The 21,041-nt window shown below is 38.5% G+C and carries 16 protein-coding genes; 12 read left to right on the top strand and 4 right to left on the bottom strand.

Features of this window, described 5'->3' with window-relative positions; all coding sequences use genetic code 11:
• Positions 1-119 precede the first annotated feature (119 nt).
• From galA to ACQ334_RS04755, 8 genes are all read left to right on the top strand, one after another.
• Complete coding sequence (gene galA / locus ACQ334_RS04720; RefSeq protein ID WP_430987015.1) at positions 120-3,011, top strand: beta-galactosidase GalA; 2,892 nt, start codon at positions 120-122, stop codon at positions 3,009-3,011.
• A gap of 88 nt (positions 3,012-3,099) precedes the next feature.
• Entirely contained in the window at positions 3,100-4,236 is a 1,137-nt protein-coding gene (locus ACQ334_RS04725; protein ID WP_430987016.1) for a glycoside hydrolase family 26 protein, read from the top strand.
• A 5-nt stretch (positions 4,237-4,241) separates the two neighbouring features.
• On the top strand, positions 4,242-5,192 hold the full coding sequence (locus ACQ334_RS04730; RefSeq protein WP_430987017.1) for a glycoside hydrolase family 5 protein: 951 nt from the start codon (positions 4,242-4,244) through the stop codon (positions 5,190-5,192).
• Positions 5,193-5,296: 104 nt separating this feature from the next.
• Complete coding sequence (locus ACQ334_RS04735) at positions 5,297-6,505, top strand: glycoside hydrolase family 27 protein (RefSeq protein WP_430987018.1); 1,209 nt, start codon at positions 5,297-5,299, stop codon at positions 6,503-6,505.
• Positions 6,506-6,559: 54 nt separating this feature from the next.
• Positions 6,560-7,399, top strand: a complete 840-nt coding sequence (locus ACQ334_RS04740) for a sugar phosphate isomerase/epimerase family protein (protein WP_430987019.1) — start codon at positions 6,560-6,562, stop codon at positions 7,397-7,399.
• Between the two features lie 291 nt (positions 7,400-7,690).
• Positions 7,691-8,500 (top strand): murein L,D-transpeptidase catalytic domain family protein, encoded by an 810-nt coding sequence (locus ACQ334_RS04745; protein ID WP_430987020.1) that lies wholly within the window; start codon positions 7,691-7,693, stop codon positions 8,498-8,500.
• 103 nt (positions 8,501-8,603) lie between these two features.
• On the top strand, positions 8,604-9,479 hold the full coding sequence (gene dapA / locus ACQ334_RS04750; protein ID WP_430987021.1) for a 4-hydroxy-tetrahydrodipicolinate synthase: 876 nt from the start codon (positions 8,604-8,606) through the stop codon (positions 9,477-9,479).
• Between the two features lie 206 nt (positions 9,480-9,685).
• Positions 9,686-10,876, top strand: a complete 1,191-nt coding sequence (locus ACQ334_RS04755; RefSeq protein ID WP_430987022.1) for an alpha/beta hydrolase — start codon at positions 9,686-9,688, stop codon at positions 10,874-10,876.
• 40 nt (positions 10,877-10,916) lie between these two features.
• Here the strand turns inward: ACQ334_RS04755 and ACQ334_RS04760 are convergent, their stop codons facing one another.
• Positions 10,917-11,819 (bottom strand): ribonuclease Z, encoded by a 903-nt coding sequence (locus ACQ334_RS04760; protein ID WP_430987023.1) that lies wholly within the window; start codon positions 11,817-11,819, stop codon positions 10,917-10,919.
• A 128-nt stretch (positions 11,820-11,947) separates the two neighbouring features.
• Positions 11,948-12,325, bottom strand: a complete 378-nt coding sequence (locus ACQ334_RS04765) for an STAS domain-containing protein (RefSeq protein WP_430987024.1) — start codon at positions 12,323-12,325, stop codon at positions 11,948-11,950.
• Positions 12,326-12,530: 205 nt separating this feature from the next.
• Here ACQ334_RS04765 and ACQ334_RS04770 point away from each other — a divergent pair, with 205 nt between their 5' ends.
• The 3 genes from ACQ334_RS04770 to cmk all read left to right on the top strand — a co-directional run bounded on the left by ACQ334_RS04770 (position 12,531) and on the right by cmk (position 16,379).
• Positions 12,531-15,077, top strand: a complete 2,547-nt coding sequence (locus ACQ334_RS04770) for an ATP-dependent Clp protease ATP-binding subunit (protein WP_430987025.1) — start codon at positions 12,531-12,533, stop codon at positions 15,075-15,077.
• 91 nt (positions 15,078-15,168) lie between these two features.
• The gene (locus tag ACQ334_RS04775) at positions 15,169-15,582 is read left to right on the top strand and encodes a c-type cytochrome (RefSeq protein ID WP_430987026.1); all 414 of its coding nucleotides are present in this window, start codon (positions 15,169-15,171) and stop codon (positions 15,580-15,582) included.
• Between the two features lie 113 nt (positions 15,583-15,695).
• Positions 15,696-16,379, top strand: coding sequence for a (d)CMP kinase (gene cmk / locus ACQ334_RS04780; RefSeq protein ID WP_430987027.1), 684 nt, complete (start codon positions 15,696-15,698; stop codon positions 16,377-16,379).
• Positions 16,380-16,427: 48 nt separating this feature from the next.
• Here the strand turns inward: cmk and ACQ334_RS04785 are convergent, their stop codons facing one another.
• The gene (locus ACQ334_RS04785) at positions 16,428-17,651 is read right to left on the bottom strand and encodes a 4-hydroxy-3-methylbut-2-enyl diphosphate reductase (protein ID WP_430987028.1); all 1,224 of its coding nucleotides are present in this window, start codon (positions 17,649-17,651) and stop codon (positions 16,428-16,430) included.
• 104 nt (positions 17,652-17,755) lie between these two features.
• On the opposite strand from ACQ334_RS04785, the gene ACQ334_RS04790 reads away from it, so the two are divergent.
• The gene (locus ACQ334_RS04790) at positions 17,756-19,147 is read left to right on the top strand and encodes an alpha-amylase family glycosyl hydrolase (RefSeq protein WP_430987029.1); all 1,392 of its coding nucleotides are present in this window, start codon (positions 17,756-17,758) and stop codon (positions 19,145-19,147) included.
• Between the two features lie 112 nt (positions 19,148-19,259).
• On the opposite strand, the gene ACQ334_RS04795 is transcribed toward ACQ334_RS04790, so the two are convergent.
• Entirely contained in the window at positions 19,260-20,786 is a 1,527-nt protein-coding gene (locus ACQ334_RS04795; protein WP_430987030.1) for a trypsin-like peptidase domain-containing protein, read from the bottom strand.
• Positions 20,787-21,041: the final 255 nt, after the last annotated feature.

Raw genomic sequence — 21,041 nt, forward strand, 5'->3', positions numbered from 1 at the left:
CTGCAACATATAAAGAAGTCAAGTTTTAAAAACTTGACTTCTTTTGGTAGAGCAAATTATTTACCAAAGTGTAATTGACGTAACGCTACTAAAATTAAAAGGTAGAAAACAAAAGCAGGATGAAACAAAAATTATTAATTGCAATTGCTTTTTTTATAAGTGCAAACAATATTTTTTCTCAAACAAAAAATACAAATCCTGTACGTGAACATTTATTGATGGACTTTGACTGGCGTTTTGCATTCGGTCATCCTTCCGATACAAAAAAAGATTTTAATACAGGTACTGCTTACTTCTCTTATTTTGCCAAAGCCGCTTATGGCGATGGCGCTGCTGCTGCAAATTTTGATGATCGCTCCTGGAGAAAATTAAACCTGCCGCATGATTGGGCAGTGGAGCAACCTTTTGATAATAATGCCAGTTTTAGTCATGGCTTTAAAGCGGTAGGGAGAAATTTTCCTGGTGCCAGTATAGGCTGGTATCGCAAAACATTCACTATCCCGAAATCAGATGCAGGTAAAAATATCAGTATTGCTTTTGATGGCGTGTTTAGAAATTCCATTGTATGGATCAATGGTTTTTATTTAGGCACAGAACCAAGTGGCTACACCGGGTTTGAATATAATATCAGTGAGTACCTGAATTATGGTGGCGAAAATACCATTGCGGTAAGAGTAGACGCCACAATGGAAGAAGGTTGGTTTTACGAAGGCGCCGGAATCTATCGTCATGTTTGGTTAAATAAAACTTCGCCTTTACATGTTGCTGCAAATGGAACTTTTGTTACAACAGCAATTAAAAATAATGCTGCCGAAATTAATGCGCAGGCAACTATTGTCAATGAATTTAAAAACAGTAAAACAGTTACCATTATACAATCCGTTTTAAATGCAGCAGGAAAAACAGTTGCAGTAAGCGATACCAAAAAAATAACACTCTCTTCGTTTGAGCAAAAAGATATTGCAGTAAAAATGGAGCTGCCTCAACCTTTGCTGTGGTCGGTTGATTCGCCCTATTTATATAAACTAATAACTGTGGTGCTTGATGATGAAAAAATAATTGATCAGTACGAAACTAATTTTGGCATACGCACCATTCACTTTGACGCAGCAAAAGGACTTTTCTTAAGTGGAAAACATATAAAAATCCAGGGCACCAATAATCACCAGGATCATGCCGGTGTAGGAGCCGCAATGCCCGATGCACTGATTGATTTCAGAATAAAAGCATTGAAAGATCTTGGTGCAAATGCATACCGTTGTTCACACAATCCGCCTACTCCGGAATTACTTGATGCCTGCGACAGGTTGGGCATGCTGGTGATAGATGAAAATCGTTTGCTCGGTGTTAGCAGTACGCATTTTAATTACATGAAACGTTTTATGCTACGGGATAGAAATCATCCCAGCATCATCAGCTGGAGTATTGGTAATGAGGAGTGGGGGATTGAAGGCAATGAACTCGGTGCAAAAATCGCATCCACTTTACAGGCATTTACAAAATCGATTGATACAACAAGAGCGATCACTGCAGCAATTAGTGGTGGTTGGCAAAAAGGTATTTCAAATGTAATTGATGTAATGGGTGTAAATTATGTGGGACAAATTAATACTGATGAACACCATGCAGCATTTCCTAATCAACCGATGTGGGGAACAGAAGAAGGAACAACAAGGGCAACAAGAGGTATTTATTTTGACGATAATAAAAATCAATGGATAGCGGCTTATGATAAAAAACCGTATCCCAATTTTTTAACTATTGAAGATGGCTGGAAATATTATGTGGCAAGAGATTATTTAGCCGGCATGTTTATCTGGACGGGTTTTGATTATCGTGGTGAACCAACACCTTTTGGTTTTCCTTCCACCGGTTCTTATTTTGGTATGATGGACCAATGTGGCTTTGCAAAAGACAATGTATATTATTTAAAAAGCTGGTGGACAGATAAAACAACGCTGCACATTTTTCCGCATTGGAACCACGCCGGAAAAGAAGGGCAGGAGATTGCTGTATGGGCATTCAGTAATTGTGATGCAGTGGAATTGTTTTTAAATAAAAAGAGTTTGGGTAAAAAAATAATGGAAAAGAACCGCCACCTGGAATGGAAAGTAAAATATACTCCCGGAGTGCTGGAAGCAATTGGATATAAAAATGGCAGGAAAATAATTACTGATAAAGTACAAACTACTAATGCCCCTGAATCAATTCGTTTGTCAACGGATAAAAATAATATCAACGCTAATAAAGAAGATATTGCAATGGTCACTGTTGAAGCATTAGATAAAAATAAATTGCATGTGCCCGATGCTGCCAACGAAATTACATTCAGCATAAGCGGTCCTGGCAAAATTATTGGCGTGGGGAATGGTAATCCCTCATCGCTGGAAGCAGATAAATACCTGGAAACGATCAAAGTGGTTGCTATAGAAAATTTAAAAGAAAAATATACTGACAATACGAACGTAAGCACTGAAATTACTGAAGTGTATGATGATAAAGAATGGCAAAATGCTTTTAAAGAAGACCGGACAAAAGCGTTTGGTGAAAAAATAAAAAAAATAGTGTACAGGGGAACTTTTAATCTGCCTGCAATTAAAACCAACGATGTGATAAGTTTTTTTTATAACAGCCTTGGTAAAGATCAGTCTGTCTACATTAATGGAAAATCGATTGCTGAGAATATTTTGCAAAGTGCTAAAGGAAACACATTTATACTGGATGCTGCTATACTGCACCAGGGAAAAAACAGTATTGCAATTGCAACCACGCCATTGTTGAAAAACCAACCCTGGGATAATGTGAATACAGATCCGGGGCTTTTTCAAATTGTAAGCCCTGCGGAAAATTATAAAAGAAAATTGTTCAGTGGCCTTGCACAGGTGATTGTGCAGGCAACAGGCGAGGCAGGTGAAATAATTATTACAGCAACGGCCAATGGATTAAAGCAGGGAGAAATAAAAATACAAGCTATGCAAGTGGCATTGAGACCGGCAGTTGCTGGTAATTGATGTTGTACAAATTGCCCTGCCCTGAATTGCCCTGCCTTGAATTGCCCTGCCCTTCAGGGCAGGGACAGGATGTTTAAAAATAAAAAAAATGAAAAAACATTGCCTGATTGTTGTGCTGTTGATTTTATTGCTGCAATTTTCTTTTGCTCAAACAAATAAATTTAAAAGCATTGACCCCAATGCAACTGCAGAGACAAAAGCACTGTATTACAACCTGCACAAACTCTCCGGAAAATATATTTTATTTGGCCATCAACATGCCACACAATACGGCCATGGCTGGAATGGAGATGCTGACCGTTCTGATGTGAAATCTGTTACCGGCTCACACCCTGCGGTAATTGGGGTTGATTTTAGTGGCTTATCTGGAAGGCCGGAAGCGGAGATCGCTAAGGAAAAAATAAACCTCCAAAAAACGATTGCAGATACTTATAATCGGGGTGGCGTTACTACCGTGGCCTGGCATTTTAATAATCCCGTTTCAAACACCAGTTTTTACTGGAACGATTCTACTGTTGTGGCAGCAGTAAAAAATATTATACCTGGTGGCTCTCATCACGAAAAATACAAAGCCATACTAACAACGATTGCAGACCTTGCAAAATCTATAAAAGGTAATGATGGCAAATTAGTTCCCATGATATTCCGCCCTTATCACGAGTTTGATGGGTATTGGTTTTGGTGGGGAAAACCGCATTGTACAGCGGAGGAATTTAAAACCTTGTGGAAATTTACCATTAGTTTTTTAAGAGATAGTTTGCATGTGCATAATTTTATTTACGCATTTTCTCCGGATAATACATTTGGAACTGAAGCAGCATATTTAGAACGTTACCCTGGTAACGATTATGTAGATATGGTTGGCGTGGATAATTACAACGATTTTGGCCGCTATGGAAAATATAACCTGGATTCAGGACTATTGAAATTGAAAATAGTTAGTGATTATGCAAAGAAAGCAGGTAAACTGGCTGCATTTACTGAAACAGGCTTAGAATCTATTCCCAACCCTGCCTGGTGGACAGAAACTTTATTAAAAACATTGCGGTCAAAAAAAATGCAGTTAACTTATGTTTTGGTATGGCGCAATGATGCAACAAGCCCTACACATTTTTATGCGCCTTTTCCCGGCCAGGTAAGTGTGCCGGACTTTATAAAATTTTACAACGATCCCTATACCCTGTTTGAAAATGAACTGAAAGATATTTACAAGTTGAAAAAATAATTACCATGAAAAGAAAAATACTTTTTTCGATATTCTTTTTAATTACCGGCATGTTTGTTATTGCACAACCAGTAAAAAAACACGGGCAGTTAAAAGTAGTGGGAACCAAATTAGTTGATGCACATGATCAGCCAATAGCGTTACATGGGATGAGTTTGGGTTGGCATAATCTGTGGCCAAGGTTTTATAATGCAGGTGCTGTAAAAACTTTGGTGAAAGACTGGCATTGTTCCGTAGTAAGAGCTGCAATGGGAGTGGAGCTGAATGACAGTGGCTACATAAAAAATCCTGCAGGTTCTGTTGCAAAAATAAAAGCAGTGGTGGATGCTGCAATAAAACAAGGTATTTATGTGATCATCGATTTTCACAGCCACAATATAAAATTGCCGGAAGCAAAAATTTTTTTCGAAGAGATGGCAACTACATACGGCAAATATCCTAACGTGATCTATGAATTATTTAATGAACCGGATTATGAAACCTGGCCCGAAGTAAAGGCCTATTCAGAAGAGTTGATAAAAATGATCCGTAATATAGATCCTGATAATATTATTTTGGTAGGTTGCCCTAAATGGGACCAGGATATACAATTGCCCGCTGCGGATCCAATAAAAGGGTATAGCAATTTAATGTACACCATGCATTTTTATGCAGGTACACATAAGCAATGGTTGCGAGACAGGTGCGACGAAGCCATAACAAAAGGGTTACCACTTTTTATTTCTGAATGTGCAGGCATGGAAGCCAGTGGTGATGGCCCGATCGATTATGCAGAGTGGAATAAATTTGTAAGCTGGATGAATGATAAAGGATTGAGTTGGGTAGCATGGTCGGTATCGGATAAAAAAGAAACCTGCTCTATATTAAATCCATCGGCAGCAGCAACCGGCAAATGGAAAAAGAATGATTTGAAGGAATGGGGCACTCTTACCAAAGCAGCATTGAAAAAATATTAGGCCAATTATATTCTCTCTGTTCCCTATGCCCCTATGTGGTAGTATTTTTTCTGCAATAAAATAAAATAACTGCAATACAGTGTATGAAAAATAAAAATCTTATCATGAAAAAAAATCTGTTGCTTACAAGTTTTGTTTTCTTAACTCTTTTTGCAAATGCACAAAAGTATAAAGGCCTTGCTATGACGCCACCAATGGGCTGGAATAGCTGGAATACTTTTCAAACTAATATCAGCGAAGACCTGGTAAAACAAACTGCCGACTTAATGGTAGCTGCCGGAATGAAAGCAGCGGGTTACTCTTATATTGTTTTAGATGATGGCTGGATGGCAATGGAAAGAGATAGTATAACCGGAGATCTGGTTCCTGACCCTAAAAAATTCCCTCATGGTATGAGGGCTGTGGTTGATTATGTACATTCCAAAGGATTGAAATTTGGTTTGTATAATTGTGCCGGTACAAAAACCTGTGCCGGCTATCCCGGCACAAGAGGTTACGAATACCAGGATGCCCGTTTGTATGCATCACTAGGTATTGATTACTTAAAATTTGATTGGTGCAGCAGCGATGGCCTCAATGCAAAAGAATCATACACAACAATGAGCAATGCATTAAAAATGGCAAAGCGCCCCATCATTTTCAGTTTGTGCGAATGGGGAAATAATAAACCCTGGGCCTGGGCAAAAGAAGTGGGGCAATTGTGGCGCACCACCGGGGATATTGCTAATATTTTTGATGGTATAAAAACTTTTGATACCTGGCATGCCAATGGTGTAATGACGATTGTGGATATGCAGGATTCTTTAAGAAAATATTCCGGTCCCGATCATTGGAACGATCCTGATATGCTTGAAGTTGGAAATGGTATGAGTGTGGCGGAAGATCGTACGCACTTTTCGATGTGGTGTATGTTAGCAGCGCCTTTGATGATGGGTAACGACATAAGAAAAATGACAAACGATACAAAAGCCATTCTTACAGATAAAGATGTTATTGCTGTTGACCAGGATGTAGCTGGTGTGCAGGCTTTTAAATATACTGATAAGGATAGCGTGCAAACATGGTTGAAACCATTACAGAATGGAGACTGGGCCGTTTGCTTTTTAAATCGTTCTTCAACTCCTAAATCAATACAACATGATTGGAAAAAGAACACGGTCTATGATAGCCTTTCTGCAAAAGAATTCAACGCAGTAAAAAATATTTATAAATTAAAAGACCTGTGGACTAAAAAAGAATCAGGCACTACTGATAAAATTTTCCAGGCAACAGTACCGCCACATGATGTAGTGTTGTTGAAGTTGAGTAAATAAAATGGCGTAACAGTATAGTAATGTTTTTATTTTACATCACTCAAAAATAATTATATGCAAACCCGTCGCAATTTTTTATACAACACCGGGGCATTGGCCGTTGGCTCAGTATTGCTGCCTTCATTTGTCAATCCCTCTAAGAAAGTAAAAAATATTGGTGTGCAGTTGTACACTTTTCGGAAAGAAATGCTTGCAGATGCAAAAGGAACTTTACAAAAAATTGCTGCATCAGGCATTAAGCAAATCGAATCTGCTGCAAGTGAAAAAGGAAATTATTATGGCTTGTCTCCAAAGGAAATGAAAACAATTTGCAGTGATTTAGGAATGACGTTGCGGAGTGGGCATGTACATATTGATGACAGGTGGCAACAAACAATGAATGATGCAGCTGAGTCTGGACAGGAATACCTCATCTGCTCAACAATGGCCACCAGCGGGCAAACTGTTGCTAACTATAAAGCCGTTGCTGAAGCTTTCAATAAAGCAGGTGAAGAATGTAAGAAGTTGCACGTCAGGTTTGGTTACCACAACCATGCCTACGAATTTGAAAATGAAAATGGTAAAGTGTTGTATGATGTATTATTAGAAAATACTGACGCAGCATTAGTAAATATGGAAATGGATCTAGGTTGGGTGATAGTAGGGGGCAAAGATCCGTTGGAGTATTTTAAAAAATACAACGGCCGTTTTCCGCTATGGCATTTAAAAGATATGGACCTGCAGAAAAAACAAAGTACCGAATTTGGTAAAGGAGGTTTAGCAATACAACAAATGCTGCAGCATAGTAAAGCAGCCGGCTTAAAATACTTTTTTGTAGAGCAGGAGGAATACACCATTGGCCCTTTTGAAAGTATGAAAGAAAATATCAGTTTTCTCAATGCACTTGTTTTATAGCAATTACAGCTGTTCCTCACGGATAGCGGTGCTGCCGGCATAAGAAAGGCAAACCCTTTTTATTTGTTAAAGTTTTATGTTGTCTTAAATAACTACAAATATCCCTCTGGTGTAATGGGTTGATTTTCTGTAACTCATAAACAATAAATAAGCTTAATTGAATATCACACCTAATACAAAATAGGTATGTGGAAAATTATTGAATTACTTTCTGCTTGTTAACAAATCAAAAACAAGAATGATAATTACTTTTGCAGCTGCTTGTGATTTTTGAACCAATATCTTATAAACATGAAAAAGCACAGCCTCAAAAAATTTTATTTATTCTTCTCTTCCATATTTCTTTTTATTTTGCACATGCCTTTTGTTTTTGCTAAGAACAAACCTAAAGCTGACTTTAATCCGGCGGCAAATAAAATAGCGGTATTAACTGCTGCAACAACAAATCCTGTAACCATTAACCCGGCAACCGGCGATGCTTTATCTAAGATATATGATAGCCTTCGCCTTAATTTAATGGGCTTATCGCAACAGGCTTTTCAGTATGGTATGCATGGTTTTGATTACCTGGTGAAGGCCGGCAAAATAACCAATGATAAAATAATTTCAATTGTGGACTTCAGCTTGTCTTCCTGTAAAAAGCGATTATTTGTTATTGATCTCCGTCAGAATAAAGTAGTATTCAATACGTATGTTGCACACGGTGTAAATTCTGGTAAAGAATATGCAGAACAATTTTCAAACCGTCCGGAAAGTAATCAAAGCAGCCTTGGTTTTTATGAAACCATGAATACGTATAATGGTAAAAACGGTTATTCATTGCATTTGCAGGGATTGGAAAGAGGGATTAATGATAACGCCGATAGCCGTGCTATTGTAATGCATGGAGCAGATTATGTTAGTGAAGACCTGATACAATCTCAGGGATACATCGGCAGAAGTTGGGGCTGCCCTGCAGTGCCCGAAAAGTTGCACAAGCCTATTATCAATAAGATAAAGAACGGCACCTGTTTATTTATCTACAGTCCTGATAAAAATTATCTTATTCACTCAAAGATATTAAAGCAGGCAGCGGATATGGCTTATAACAATAAAAACTAAAACACTTACTATACTATTGTTTAAAAGTCCCCCGCTGATCCCGGGGGATTTTTCTTTTATCATATCAAAGCATAATAATAACTTTACCAAAATTTTTTTATACATGAGTTTGAGAAACGATTTGCAAGGCACGGGTGTGGCACTCGTTACACCATTTAAAAACAATACCGAGGTAGATTATGACGCATTGGGTAAACTGATCGATTTTGATATCGATAATGGCGTTGAGTATGTAATATCGCTGGGCACTACCGGCGAAACCCCTACATTAACCAGTAAGGAAAAGTTTGATATTATTAATTATACTTACGAAAAGGTGAATAACCGTGTGCCGGTTGTAGTAGGCATTGGCGGCAATAATACCAAAGAAGTGATGGAGAACTTAACCAGCTATCCGCTGGATAAAGCTATTGCGGTTTTAAGTGCCAGCCCTTATTATAACAAACCTTCGCAGGAAGGCATTTACCAGCACTATAAAGCATTGGCAGGCGTTTCTCCAAAGCCTGTTATTTTATACAATGTTCCGGGAAGAACAGGCAGCAATATGACGGCTGAAACTACTTTGCGCCTGGCAAAAGAAAAAAATATTGAAGGGATGAAAGAAGCCAGTGGCAATATGGTGCAGTGCATGCACATATTGCGAGACAGGCCCGAAGATTTTTTAGTGGTTAGTGGCGACGATCATATTGCATTGCCATTAATTGCCTGCGGCATGGATGGTGTGATAAGTGTGGCAGCCAATTGCTTCCCTAAAGATTTCAGCGAAATGATACGATTGAGCTTAAAAGGCAATTTTAAAGCCGCACAACCGTTACATTATAAGTGCCTTGAAGGTTGTGACCTGTTATTTGCAGAAAATAACCCTGCAGGTGTAAAAGCGGTGCTGTACGAATTGGGAATTATAGAAAATGTACTGCGTTTGCCCGTTGTGCCTTTAAGCGAAAGCATTCACCAAAAAGTGAAAGCATATCTTAAATAAGGGGCGGCGTACGGTGAAAATCCTTTTCGCCCCATTCTTGCCTTTGGCAAGAATTTTTTGAGTTGCCACGGATTACACGAATTAACACGGATTAAATACATCCAATGATCCGTGAAAATCTGTGTAATCCGTGGCAAAAAAACTGCAAAGCAGTTAAAAAAAATATTGCTGGATAACAATCTTTGTAAATCATAACCATCAATAAAATGAATAGCAAAATCTACATCCTGTCCCTTTTGCTATTTTGCTCACTGCATTCATTTGCACAATTCACTTTACGCATAGAAATCATTGCAACGCCATCTGCTCATAAAGAAGATGGCGTTTTTGTTGCCGGCAATTTTAACGACTGGAATCCGGCCAATGATCAATTTCGCTTTTCAAATGCGAATGATAAATTAGTGGTAGAAATAAAAGGCCTTCCTGCAAAAAACTATCAGTTTAAATTTACAAGGGGCAGCTGGCAAAAAGTAGAATCTACCAGTAAAGGATTTGATGTAAGTAATAAATCGGTGGAATTATCTTCTGATACCACTATCAGTTACGCCATTGACGGCTGGATGGATGATCATGCAATACCCAAAGAGCATACGGCCAGTGCTAATGTACATATACTGGATACTGCATTTTTTATTCCGCAGTTAAACAAAACAAGACGTATATGGATATACCTGCCACAGGGATACCATGAAGGTAAAAAGCATTACCCTGTAATGTATTTGCAGGATGGGCAAAATGTATTTGATGAAGTAACCAGTGCGTTTGGAAATGAGTGGGGAGTGGATGAATGCCTGGATTCTTTAATTGCAAAGGGAAAGCAGGGCTGTATTGTGGTGGGGATAGATAATGGCGGCGCAACAAGAATGAATGAATACAATCCTTATGAATTTGCAATGAAAGATTCTGCTTCAGGTAAAATTTTTTCGCCACAGGGAGATGAGTATATTGATTTTTTAAAGCAAACGCTCAAACCTTTTATTGATAAAAAATACCGTACACTTTCATCTAAAGAAAATACCATCATCGCAGGGTCTTCTATGGGCGGATTAATAGCTTATTATGCCGTACTGAAATATCCTGATGTGTTTGGTAAAGCAGGGGTGTTTTCTCCTGCATTCTGGACGGCACCAGCAATAAAACAACTCACCGACTCGGTGGGTAATAAAGTCAGCAGTAAATTTTTCTTTTATTGCGGAGGAAAAGAAAGTGAAAAAATGGTAGGAGATATGAACGAAGTAGCAGAAAAATTGGGCACTAATTCTTATGCAATGATCTATACTTTAGTTGATGCCGAAGGCAAACACGAAGAAAAAGCATGGCGTAAATGGTTTGCTGAATTTTATGTGTGGATGATGGCAGACGGATATAATAATGTGATCAGATTAGAAGATCAATAAGGAAGTCAGGTTTTCAAAACTTGACTTACTTGGGAACAAATCAAATCTTATAACAAGCACCTTCCAGGGCCAGCTCTGTATTTTCAAAAATTTCGCAAGCTTCCGGTAAAAACTCCTCCAGTGTTTCATATTTAGAAGAAAAATGCCCGAGCAATAATTTTTTTACATTACCCAGTTTGGCAATGCTTGCCGCCTGGTGAGTGGTGCTGTGAAAGCGCATAGCGGCTCTTTCATGCAGATCTTTTAGATAAGTCGCTTCATGATATAAAAGGTCTACTTCTTTAACTTTCTCAGCTAAACTCTCATCATAAATAGTGTCGGCACAAAAGGCATAACTTTTTGGTTTTGATGCAGCAGTGGTAACTTCTTCATTAGGTACAATGGTACCTTTCTTATTTACATAATCGTGGCCTTGTTGTAATTTATCATAAAAAGCTGCAGGTATTTCATACATGGCAGCTCTTTCAGCATTTACTTTTCTCGGATTTTTTTTCTCCCTGAATAAAAAACCCCAGCATTCAATGCGGTGCTGTACCTTAAAACATTCCACTATTAATTTTTTATCATCCACAATAATACCTTCAGTTTTTAAAGGATGAAAATGTAAAGTATAAGGCAGTTTGGTGTCGGCAACGTTCAATTGCAGTTTTAAAATTTGCTCTAATGCTTCTGGTGCATGCAGGTGTAGTTCCTGTGTGCGGCCCAGCAATCCCATGCTGGTTAGTAAACCGATCAAACCATAATAATGATCGCCGTGCAAATGCGAAATAAATATCCTGGTGAGTTTGCTGCGGCGTATTTTATACCGGGTCATTTGCATTTGCGTGCCTTCACCACAATCGATCAGGTAAATTTCTTCCTGGGTTTGCAAGATCTGGGCAGTAGGATTTCTGTCAAAAGCAGGTATTGCAGAATTATTACCTAAAATGGTGAGTGCCAGCATTTATATTAATGAATAATTTTAAAATGGATAATTAATAATTTTTAAAAATCGGGTTACCCGTAATCGTAAAAGGCTAAAGTTAAAATGAAATATTGCATAAAATGAATTATTCATTATTTCATTATCCATTATTCATCATCCCCTAATAGTTCTCTCTCAATCTCCTCCATCTGCACAATATCCCAGGCTTCACTTTCAGTAGGCGTTACATTCATCAGTTCCAGCAACTCCTTTTCATCCAGTAATTTTTCTACAGCATCCTGCAAATTACAAATTACAAACGAACAATTGTTTTCATAAAATTGTTGCTGAATATCAGCTAAGTAATTGCCGGTTTCTTCATCTACCTGTTTTATAGTGTTCAGGTTCAAAACAATATGCGGAATGTCTTTTTGCAGGTACGGAAGCAACAAATCGTTTAGTTCACCTGTCATATTAGCAGATAAAGCCAGTTCCTGCGGCGTAATAACAGTGAATTTTTCTTTGGTATCTATTTTGACATTCATATCATCAGGTCTTGGAGATAAGGGTATAATTGTTTTTTGTAAAGTAAAGGAAAATTTAAATACAGTTCTTTCGTTAGAGAGTTAAGCATCAAAAAAAGGAGGCTAAACAAAGTTTTAACTTTTTAACATATTAACATTTGACCTTTGTACTAAACTTAATCTTCAAAATAATCGTTATTATTGTATAAGCTAAATCAATCAGCAAATGGACAACAATTTTTCGGCACAAGTAAAAGAAATAATCTCTTACAGCCGTGAGGAAGCACTAAGGTTGGGAAATGATTTTATAGGCACAGAACATTTGGTTTTGGGATTGATACGTGATGGTGAAAATACTGCTATAAAAACTTTAAAATCCCTCAATATCGACCTGTTTGAATTACGCAAAGAGATTGAGATGGCGGTGAAGGATAAAACCGGTAAAAACATCGCTAATATTAATTCTTTACCGCTAACCAAACAGGCAGAGAAGGTAATTCGCATTACGGTGCTGGAAGCCAAAGCGCAAAAAAGTGCATTGGTGGAAAGTGAGCACCTGATGCTTTCTATCTTAAAGAACAAAGAAAACATAGCCACTCAGATATTGAACCAGTTTGATGTGGACTATGACGTATTTAAAAACGAGTTGGGTTTTGTCACCAGCACTCCGCCATCAGCCGAATTCAGTGATGAAGGCGATGAGGAATTTGATGAAGAAAGAAAACAATATGGTCAACAGAAAGGCCAGCGTGGCGGTGCAGCTAATGCGCCTAAAACCAAAACTCCTGTGCTGGACAACTTCGGCAGAGATATTACCAGGTTGGCAGAAGGAGGTTCTCTGGATCCTATTGTGGGCAGGGAAAATGAAATTGAAAGAGTTTCACAGATATTATCCCGCCGCAAAAAGAATAATCCTATTTTAATTGGTGAACCGGGCGTGGGTAAAACAGCTATCGTGGAAGGTTTGGCCTTACGCATTGTGCAACGCAAAGTATCAAGGGTGTTGTTTGATAAAAGAGTAGTGAGTTTGGATCTTGCTGCGTTGGTAGCCGGAACCAAATACCGTGGACAGTTTGAAGAAAGGATGAAAGCCATCATGAACGAACTGGAAAAGAACAGGGATGTGATCTTGTTTATTGATGAGATACATACCATTGTTGGTGCAGGTGGTGCCAGTGGCTCGTTGGATGCCAGCAATATTTTTAAACCAGCTTTGGCAAGAGGCGAATTACAATGCATTGGTGCGTCTACTTTAGATGAATACCGTATGCACATTGAAAAAGATGGCGCTTTGGACCGTCGTTTTCAAAAAGTGATTGTTGAACAACCTTCAGTTGATGAAACTATCCAGATTTTAAATAACATTAAGAGCAAATACGAAGATTATCACAACGTTACTTACAGCCAGGAAGCTATTGACGCCTGTGTAAAACTAAGCGACAGGTATATGACCGATCGTTTATTGCCGGACAAAGCCATTGATGTATTGGATGAAGTTGGTGCAAGAAAGCATATCAAGAACATTAATGTTCCTGCAGAAATAATTGAACTGGAAAAGAAGATTGAAGATATTAAGCTGGAAAAAAATAAAGTGGTAAAAAGCCAGCGTTTTGAAGAAGCGGCATCTTTAAGAGACACAGAAAAACGTTTGCAGGAAGAGCTTGAAAAAGCTAAGACGGATTGGGAAGAAGAAAGCAAACACAAACGTTTCCCTATTGAAGAAGAAGATATTGCTGAAGTGGTACACATGATGACAGGCATTCCTGTTAAGCGAATGGTACAGGCCGAAACAGATAAATTGCGCCGTATGGCTGATGACCTGAAAGGCGCTGTGGTAGGGCAGGAGAATGCTATTTCTAAAGTGGTAAAAGCCATTCAGCGTAACAGGGTGGGTTTAAAAGATCCTAAAAAACCAATCGGTACATTTATCTTCCTTGGGCCAACCGGTGTGGGTAAAACAGAGTTGGCAAGGTCTTTAGCCAAGCATATGTTTGATAGCGAAGATGCTTTGATACGTATTGATATGAGTGAATACATGGAGAAATTCACTGTAAGCCGTTTAATTGGCGCACCTCCGGGCTATGTGGGTTACGAAGAAGGCGGACAGTTAACTGAAAGGGTACGTCGTAAACCATACTGCGTTATCCTGTTAGATGAAATTGAAAAAGCACATCCGGATATTTACAATATTCTGTTGCAGGTGCTGGATGATGGCCAGTTAACTGACGGTATGGGCCGTAAAGTGGATTTTAAAAATACACTGATCATCATGACTTCAAATATTGGTGCAAGGCAGTTGAAGGACTTTGGAGACGGAGTTGGTTTTGCTACTGCAACCCGTATGGAAAATTCTGATGAGAACAACAAAGCCGTTATTGAAAAAGCATTGAAACGTACTTTCAGTCCTGAATTTTTAAACAGGATTGATGATGTGGTGGTGTTTAACTCATTGACCAAAGACAATATTTTTGAGATCATTGATATCCTGATGAAAGGAGTTTTGAAACGCCTTACCAATCTTGGATTCTCAATGGAACTAACACCAGAAGCAAAAGAGTTTATTGCTGATAAAGGCTATGACTCGCAGTTTGGTGCAAGGCCATTGCACAGGGCCATCCAGAAATACCTGGAAGATCCTTTAGCAGAAGAGATCTTAAATATGAGTGTGAAGAACGGAGATGTTTTAGTGGCTGAGCTGGATAAAGAAACAGAAAAAATAAAGTTTGTTTTAAAGCCAACAGAAACTAAGCAGGAGAAAGAATCAGAAGTATAATTAACATATCACTTACATTATAAAAGAGCCATTCAGTAAAAGTGAATGGCTCTTTTTATATCTTTAATCATTGTAAAAAATGATGAACAAAGTGAAATTCCACTTAGCAGGAAAAAGAAATAAAATATTTGTAGTGGCATTTGCAATAAGTGCTTTTGCCGCTATTGGTATGGGCTTGCCCTATCATGAAAGAGAGAATCTTAAAGTTTTACCAAAAGATATCAGCGATACAAAACTGGACAGCATCATGCAATCTTACACTGTTGCCTTAGGTGTACAATGTAGTTTCTGTCATGTGCCGGCAAAAAACACATCCGTTAAAGATAGTCTTGATTATACTTCCGACGCAGACCCGATGAAAGAGAATGCAAGAGGGATGATGCGTATGGTAATTGATATTAATAAAACGTATTTCTATTTTGATAAGGACAGTAAACCGGAATACTTAAATGTGATCCATTGTAAAACCTGCCACAACGGAGAGCCCATTCCGCCAAATAGATAGTGAATGGTCAATAATTCACCATTGACCTCTTTGACCACCATTCACGATTCCCCCCTCAGGTTTCACGAACTTGATTTTGTTTTAGCAATTTTTTACAGCATTTTTGTGCTGCAATGAGTAAAAAGATAATAATCACCATCGACGGTTGGTCATCCTGCGGAAAAAGCACGCTGGCCAAACAATTAGCAAAAGAATTAGGGTATGTGTATATCGATAGTGGCGCCATGTACCGGGCCATCACGTTGTATTTTTTAAGAAATCATATCGATTGGACAGATGTTGCGGAGGTTAACAGCGCCCTGGAAAATATTCATATCGACTTTGAGTTCAACCCCAAATCGCAGCAATCAGAAATTATTTTAAACGGCGAAAATGTAGAATATGTAATTCGTGACCTGGTGATTGCTGAAAAAGTAAGTGATGTGGCAGCTATAAGAGAAGTGCGCACTTTTGCCGTTGCCCAGCAACAAAAAATGGGAACCAAAAAAGGCGTGGTAATGGATGGAAGAGACATTGGCACCACTGTTTTTCCTGACGCCGAATTAAAAATATTTATGACTGCAGATATAGCGGTACGGGTAGAAAGAAGGTTTAAGGAAATGTATGAGAAGAATCCCAACATCACAATTGAAGAAGTAAAGAGCAATCTTGAAATGCGTGACTATATCGACTCTCACCGTGAAGTAAGCCCATTAAGAAAAGCTGATGATGCAGTTGAGATAGATAATACCCATCTTACTATGGAAGAACAACTGGCATTTGCCTGCGAACTAGTTACTAAAAGGCATCTTGTTTAAGTAAAACTCAGTAGTCAATTTATTATGATTTCTTTTGCTGAGAATATTTTAAAAAGTTGCGGTCAGTTCTTCAATACTTGTTTTTATTGTAAAAAACGAAACCAGCTTTTCTATCACCGCTTCCACCATCGCATCAGGGCAACTGGCTCCACTGGTAATTAATATTTTTACCGGTTCTTTTACAGGAAGAAAATTTTCGGTGGTTAATTCTTCTTTAGTATGAAAGTTAAAATGCTGTATTAAAGAAGATGAAATTATTTTTTCTTCGCTGCTGATAAAATAAGTAGGTAATTTTTCTTCGCAGAGTTCTACCAAATGAGAAGTGTTGCTGCTGTTGTAGCCGCCAACAACAATAGCAAGATCAGCTGCAGTCTCTAATAAGCCGTACACAGCAGTCTGGTTATCGTTGGTAGCATAACACAAAGTATCTCTCGTATCAGAAAAATGCTCTTCAACATTTGAGGCAGTTAAATTATATTTTTCAATCATCACCTGTTTTAAAAAATCGGCAATAGCTTGTGTATCGCTGGCCAGCATGGTGGTTTGATTAACCACACCAATTCTTTCCAGGTCTTTGGCGGCATCAAAGCCTTCAGAAAATCTTCCTGCAAATTCACTGTAAAAGCCGGCGGCATCTTTTTCTTTGGTAATGTATTTACTTAAAGCAATAGTTTCGGCCATATTATTTACTACCACAGTTGGTGTATGATAAGCTGCATGCGAAAACGTTGCTCTTGTTTCTTCATGTGTGGGTTTGCCATGCACTACCACAGTGTAATTTTTTTTAGCGATCTGTTCACTGCGGTTCCATACTTTTTCTACAAAGGGGCAGGTGGTGTTATATTTTTGGGTAGGTATACCAATAGCATTTAATTTTTCTTCAATGGCCAGCGTGGTACCAAATGCAGGAATGATCACCACATCATCTTTTGTAAGTGTTTCGTAAGGTATTACTTGCTTGCCATAAGTATCCTGTAAAAATTGTACTCCTCTCTGTTGAAGGTCTGCATTTACCTGTGGATTATGAATCATTTCGCTCAACAAAAAAATCCTTTTACCGGGATTTTCTTCAATGGTACGAAAAGCAATATCAATAGCATTCTCCACACCATAACAAAAACCAAAATGGCGGGCTAAGTAGATCTGCACAGGCCCAAAATCCAGCAGGGCAGGGCTAAAATCTTTTTTCATTTTATCCTGCTGCTTGCGTTTGTTCTTAATAGCGCTAATTAAAGGGCTGCGGTAAATTATGGGAACATTAAATTGTTTCATCGTAATTAATAACAAATGCAAAGGTACAATGTTGTAAGCTTTATACCATTTGCCATTATTCAAAAATCCCTGCTTACATTTGATAAAATAAAATTGCCAGCATTATGAAAAAACTAATGCCGTTATTGGTAGCAATGGGAATTATTGCATGTAACAATAGCGAAACCACAAAAACAAATCAAGCAACAGCAAAAATGGTACATAACGAGTATAAAAAAGCAGACTGGATAAATACCACTAATGTTTATGAAGTAAATGTTCGCCAATACACCAAAGAGGGAACTTTTAATGCCTTTGCAAAAGAGTTGCCCCGGCTTAAAGAAATGGGAGTGGAAACATTATGGTTTATGCCTATCACGCCTATTGCACAAAAAAATATGAAAGGCAGCCTGGGCAGTTATTATGCCTGCAGTGATTATACCTCCATCAACCCCGAATTTGGCAACCTGGAAGATTTTAAAAATCTAGTAAAAGAGGCACACAGCATGGGTTTTAAAGTGATCATCGATTGGGTGGCCAACCATACCGGCTGGGATCATGTATGGACAAAAATTCATCCTGAGTATTATTTAAAGGACAGTGCTACCAACGATTTTAAAATTGCCAGTGGCATGGATGATATTATTGAGCTGGATTATAAAAATCCTGCCTTACGCAAAGCCATGATTGATGCGATGCGGTACTGGATCACCGAATGTGATATTGACGGCTATCGTTGTGATCTTGCTTTTTGGGTAGAACTGGATTTTTGGCTGGAAGCAAGAACAGAACTGGAAAAAACAAAAACACTTTTCTGGCTTGCCGAGAGCGACCCCCTGGAACACCCGGATTATTTTAAAGCCTTTGATGCCTGTTATACCTGGACCTGGATGCATAAGACAGAAGACTTTTATAAAAAGAACCAGGATAAGAATATTTTAGATACGGTAATTCGGCAATACGATGAAGTGTGCAACACTACCGATATTCCGCTTTGGTTTACCACCAATCATGATGAAAATACCTGGAACGGAACGGAGTATGAGAAGTATGGGGATATGGCAAAAGCATTGGCTGTTTTCAGTTTTACCTGGAATGGGATGCCGATGATCTATAGCGGTCAAGAGTTGCCCAATATGAAAAGACTGAAATTTTTTGATAAAGACCCTATTGAATGGAATGGTAAATATGAACTGCATGATTTTTATAAAACATTACTTACGCTTAAAAAAAATAATCCTGCGTTAAGGGCAGGAGATCCGGGGGTAACAACACACTTATTGTATACAACAGCAGATAAAAATGTATTAGCGTTCATCAGGAAAAATGGCAATAATGAAGTGTTGGTATTGATCAATTTCAGTAATGCTAAAACACAATTTGGGGTAATTGAAGTAAAAGATATTTTTATGACCGGCCATTATACCGATGTTTTTACTAAGCAGGATAAAGATCTTACAACGGATAAACAATTTGATCTGCTGCCCTGGCAATACCTGGTTTTTGAAAAAAAATAAAAGAATAAGGCAGGTAAATAAAGTGTATAAAGTGATAAAAAGAACATAAAGTAATAAGCCCTGTAAATTTTACAGGGCTTATTACTTTATATAAAATATCTACTCTATACTACTACTCCCCAAGTGTAATCGGGTATTCGTAAACACCATCGTAGCCCGGATAAAATCCACTGATAGTAACGTTTTTATCAGAACCGATAGCAGCCTTTAGATCCTCAACACTTTTCACATCTTTTTCATTGATCTTTAAAATCACAAAACCATCTTTCATACGTGTCTGGTCATTCAAAGCGCCATCATGTATTTTTTTAACGATAATACCACCGCTAACGCCATACTCCTTTGCTTTCTTGCTGTCTAAAGTAGCAAGGTCAGCACCCAACAGATCTACTGCAGCATCTGCTTTCACGATATCAAAATTGCCTGCTTTATTTTTAAGTGTAACAGTGGTCGTATTTTCTTTTCCATTGCGTACATAGGTAACGGGTACTTTGTCGCCTGGTTTAAAACGGCTGATCTGTCCCTGCATTTCCGCACTGCTGGTTATTTCTGTACCATCAATTTTTTTAATGATATCGCCTTTGCGTATACCTGCTGCATAAGCCCCGCCATCAGTGGGTACTTCCTGTGCATAAATCCCTTCTGCAGACAATGGAATGCCCGCTTTTTTCTTTTCATCCTCATTAAGATCGCTGGCAGGAACAAACTGAACGCCGAGGAAACCTCTTTGTACGGTACCAAATTTAATCAGGTCGTCTACAACTTTTTTGGTAATATTTACCGGTATTGCATAAGAATAACCTGCGTATGATCCGGTTGGGGAAGCAATGGCAGAATTAATACCCACCAACTTACCGTCAGTATTAATTAATGCACCACCACTATTACCGGGGTTAACGGCAGCATCGGTTTGTATAAATGATTCCACACCGGTACCATTTTTATCCCTGTTTAAGCCAAGGCTTCTTGCTTTGGCACTCACTATACCTGCTGTAACCGTAGTTTCTAAATTTAAAGGATAACCAATGGCTAAAACCCATTGCCCGATCTTAAGATCATCTGAATTGCCATATAACAAGAAAGGCAAGCCTGTAGCCTCAATTTTAATTACAGCTAAATCGTAAGAAGGATCGGTACCCACCACTTTTGCTTTATAAGTTTTTTTGTTGCTTAACGTTACCGTCAGTTCATCAGCCTTGTCAACTACGTGATTATTGGTAATGATATAACCATCATCACTGATGATAACACCAGAACCGCTGGCTTTTTGTTCGGGAATTATTCCACCTCTGCCACCAAAAAATTTGTTGATGATGTCATCGTCAAACAGATCGCCGAACGGATTGTTAGGGCTTGTACGGGGCAGATTATTACTTGCCTGCTTGGCATTGGTTTTTGTTTTGATATGCACTACTGCAGGCAAAGCTGCTGCTGCCGGGGCGGTAAAGTCAATTGCCCCTCCTGTAGGCGGTGTTGCTCCGTCAGTAAAGCCGGCGTATTTGTAATTAGAGGGTAAAACCCCGGCTTCCTGTCCGCCATAAGAATTATTCTGTTTCATAAATTTACCATAGCCCCATATTACTCCAAGGGTGGTAACAGCACTAATGGCCACTGTGAATAAGACTTGTTTAAATTTCATTTTCTTAGGTTTTATTGTTGTACTTAATAAATTTTATTTGTGCCAGGTTTTATAGTCATCAACTCCTGTGCCTGACAATACAAAATAACGAAGAACTGCCAAAATGAGATTTACCTTCTGCCATCTTTAACAGTTAATTAGGAAGAGTTTCGTAGATGGCAAACGAGCAACAAGCTGCAAGCCACAAGTAAAACTGCAATTATTAAAGGCTACGCCCTTGAAGCTTGCAGCTTGAAGCTACGGCTTCAAGCTCTT

The organism is Ferruginibacter sp. SUN106, assembly GCF_050611765.1.
GTDB lineage: Bacteria > Bacteroidota > Bacteroidia > Chitinophagales > Chitinophagaceae > Ferruginibacter.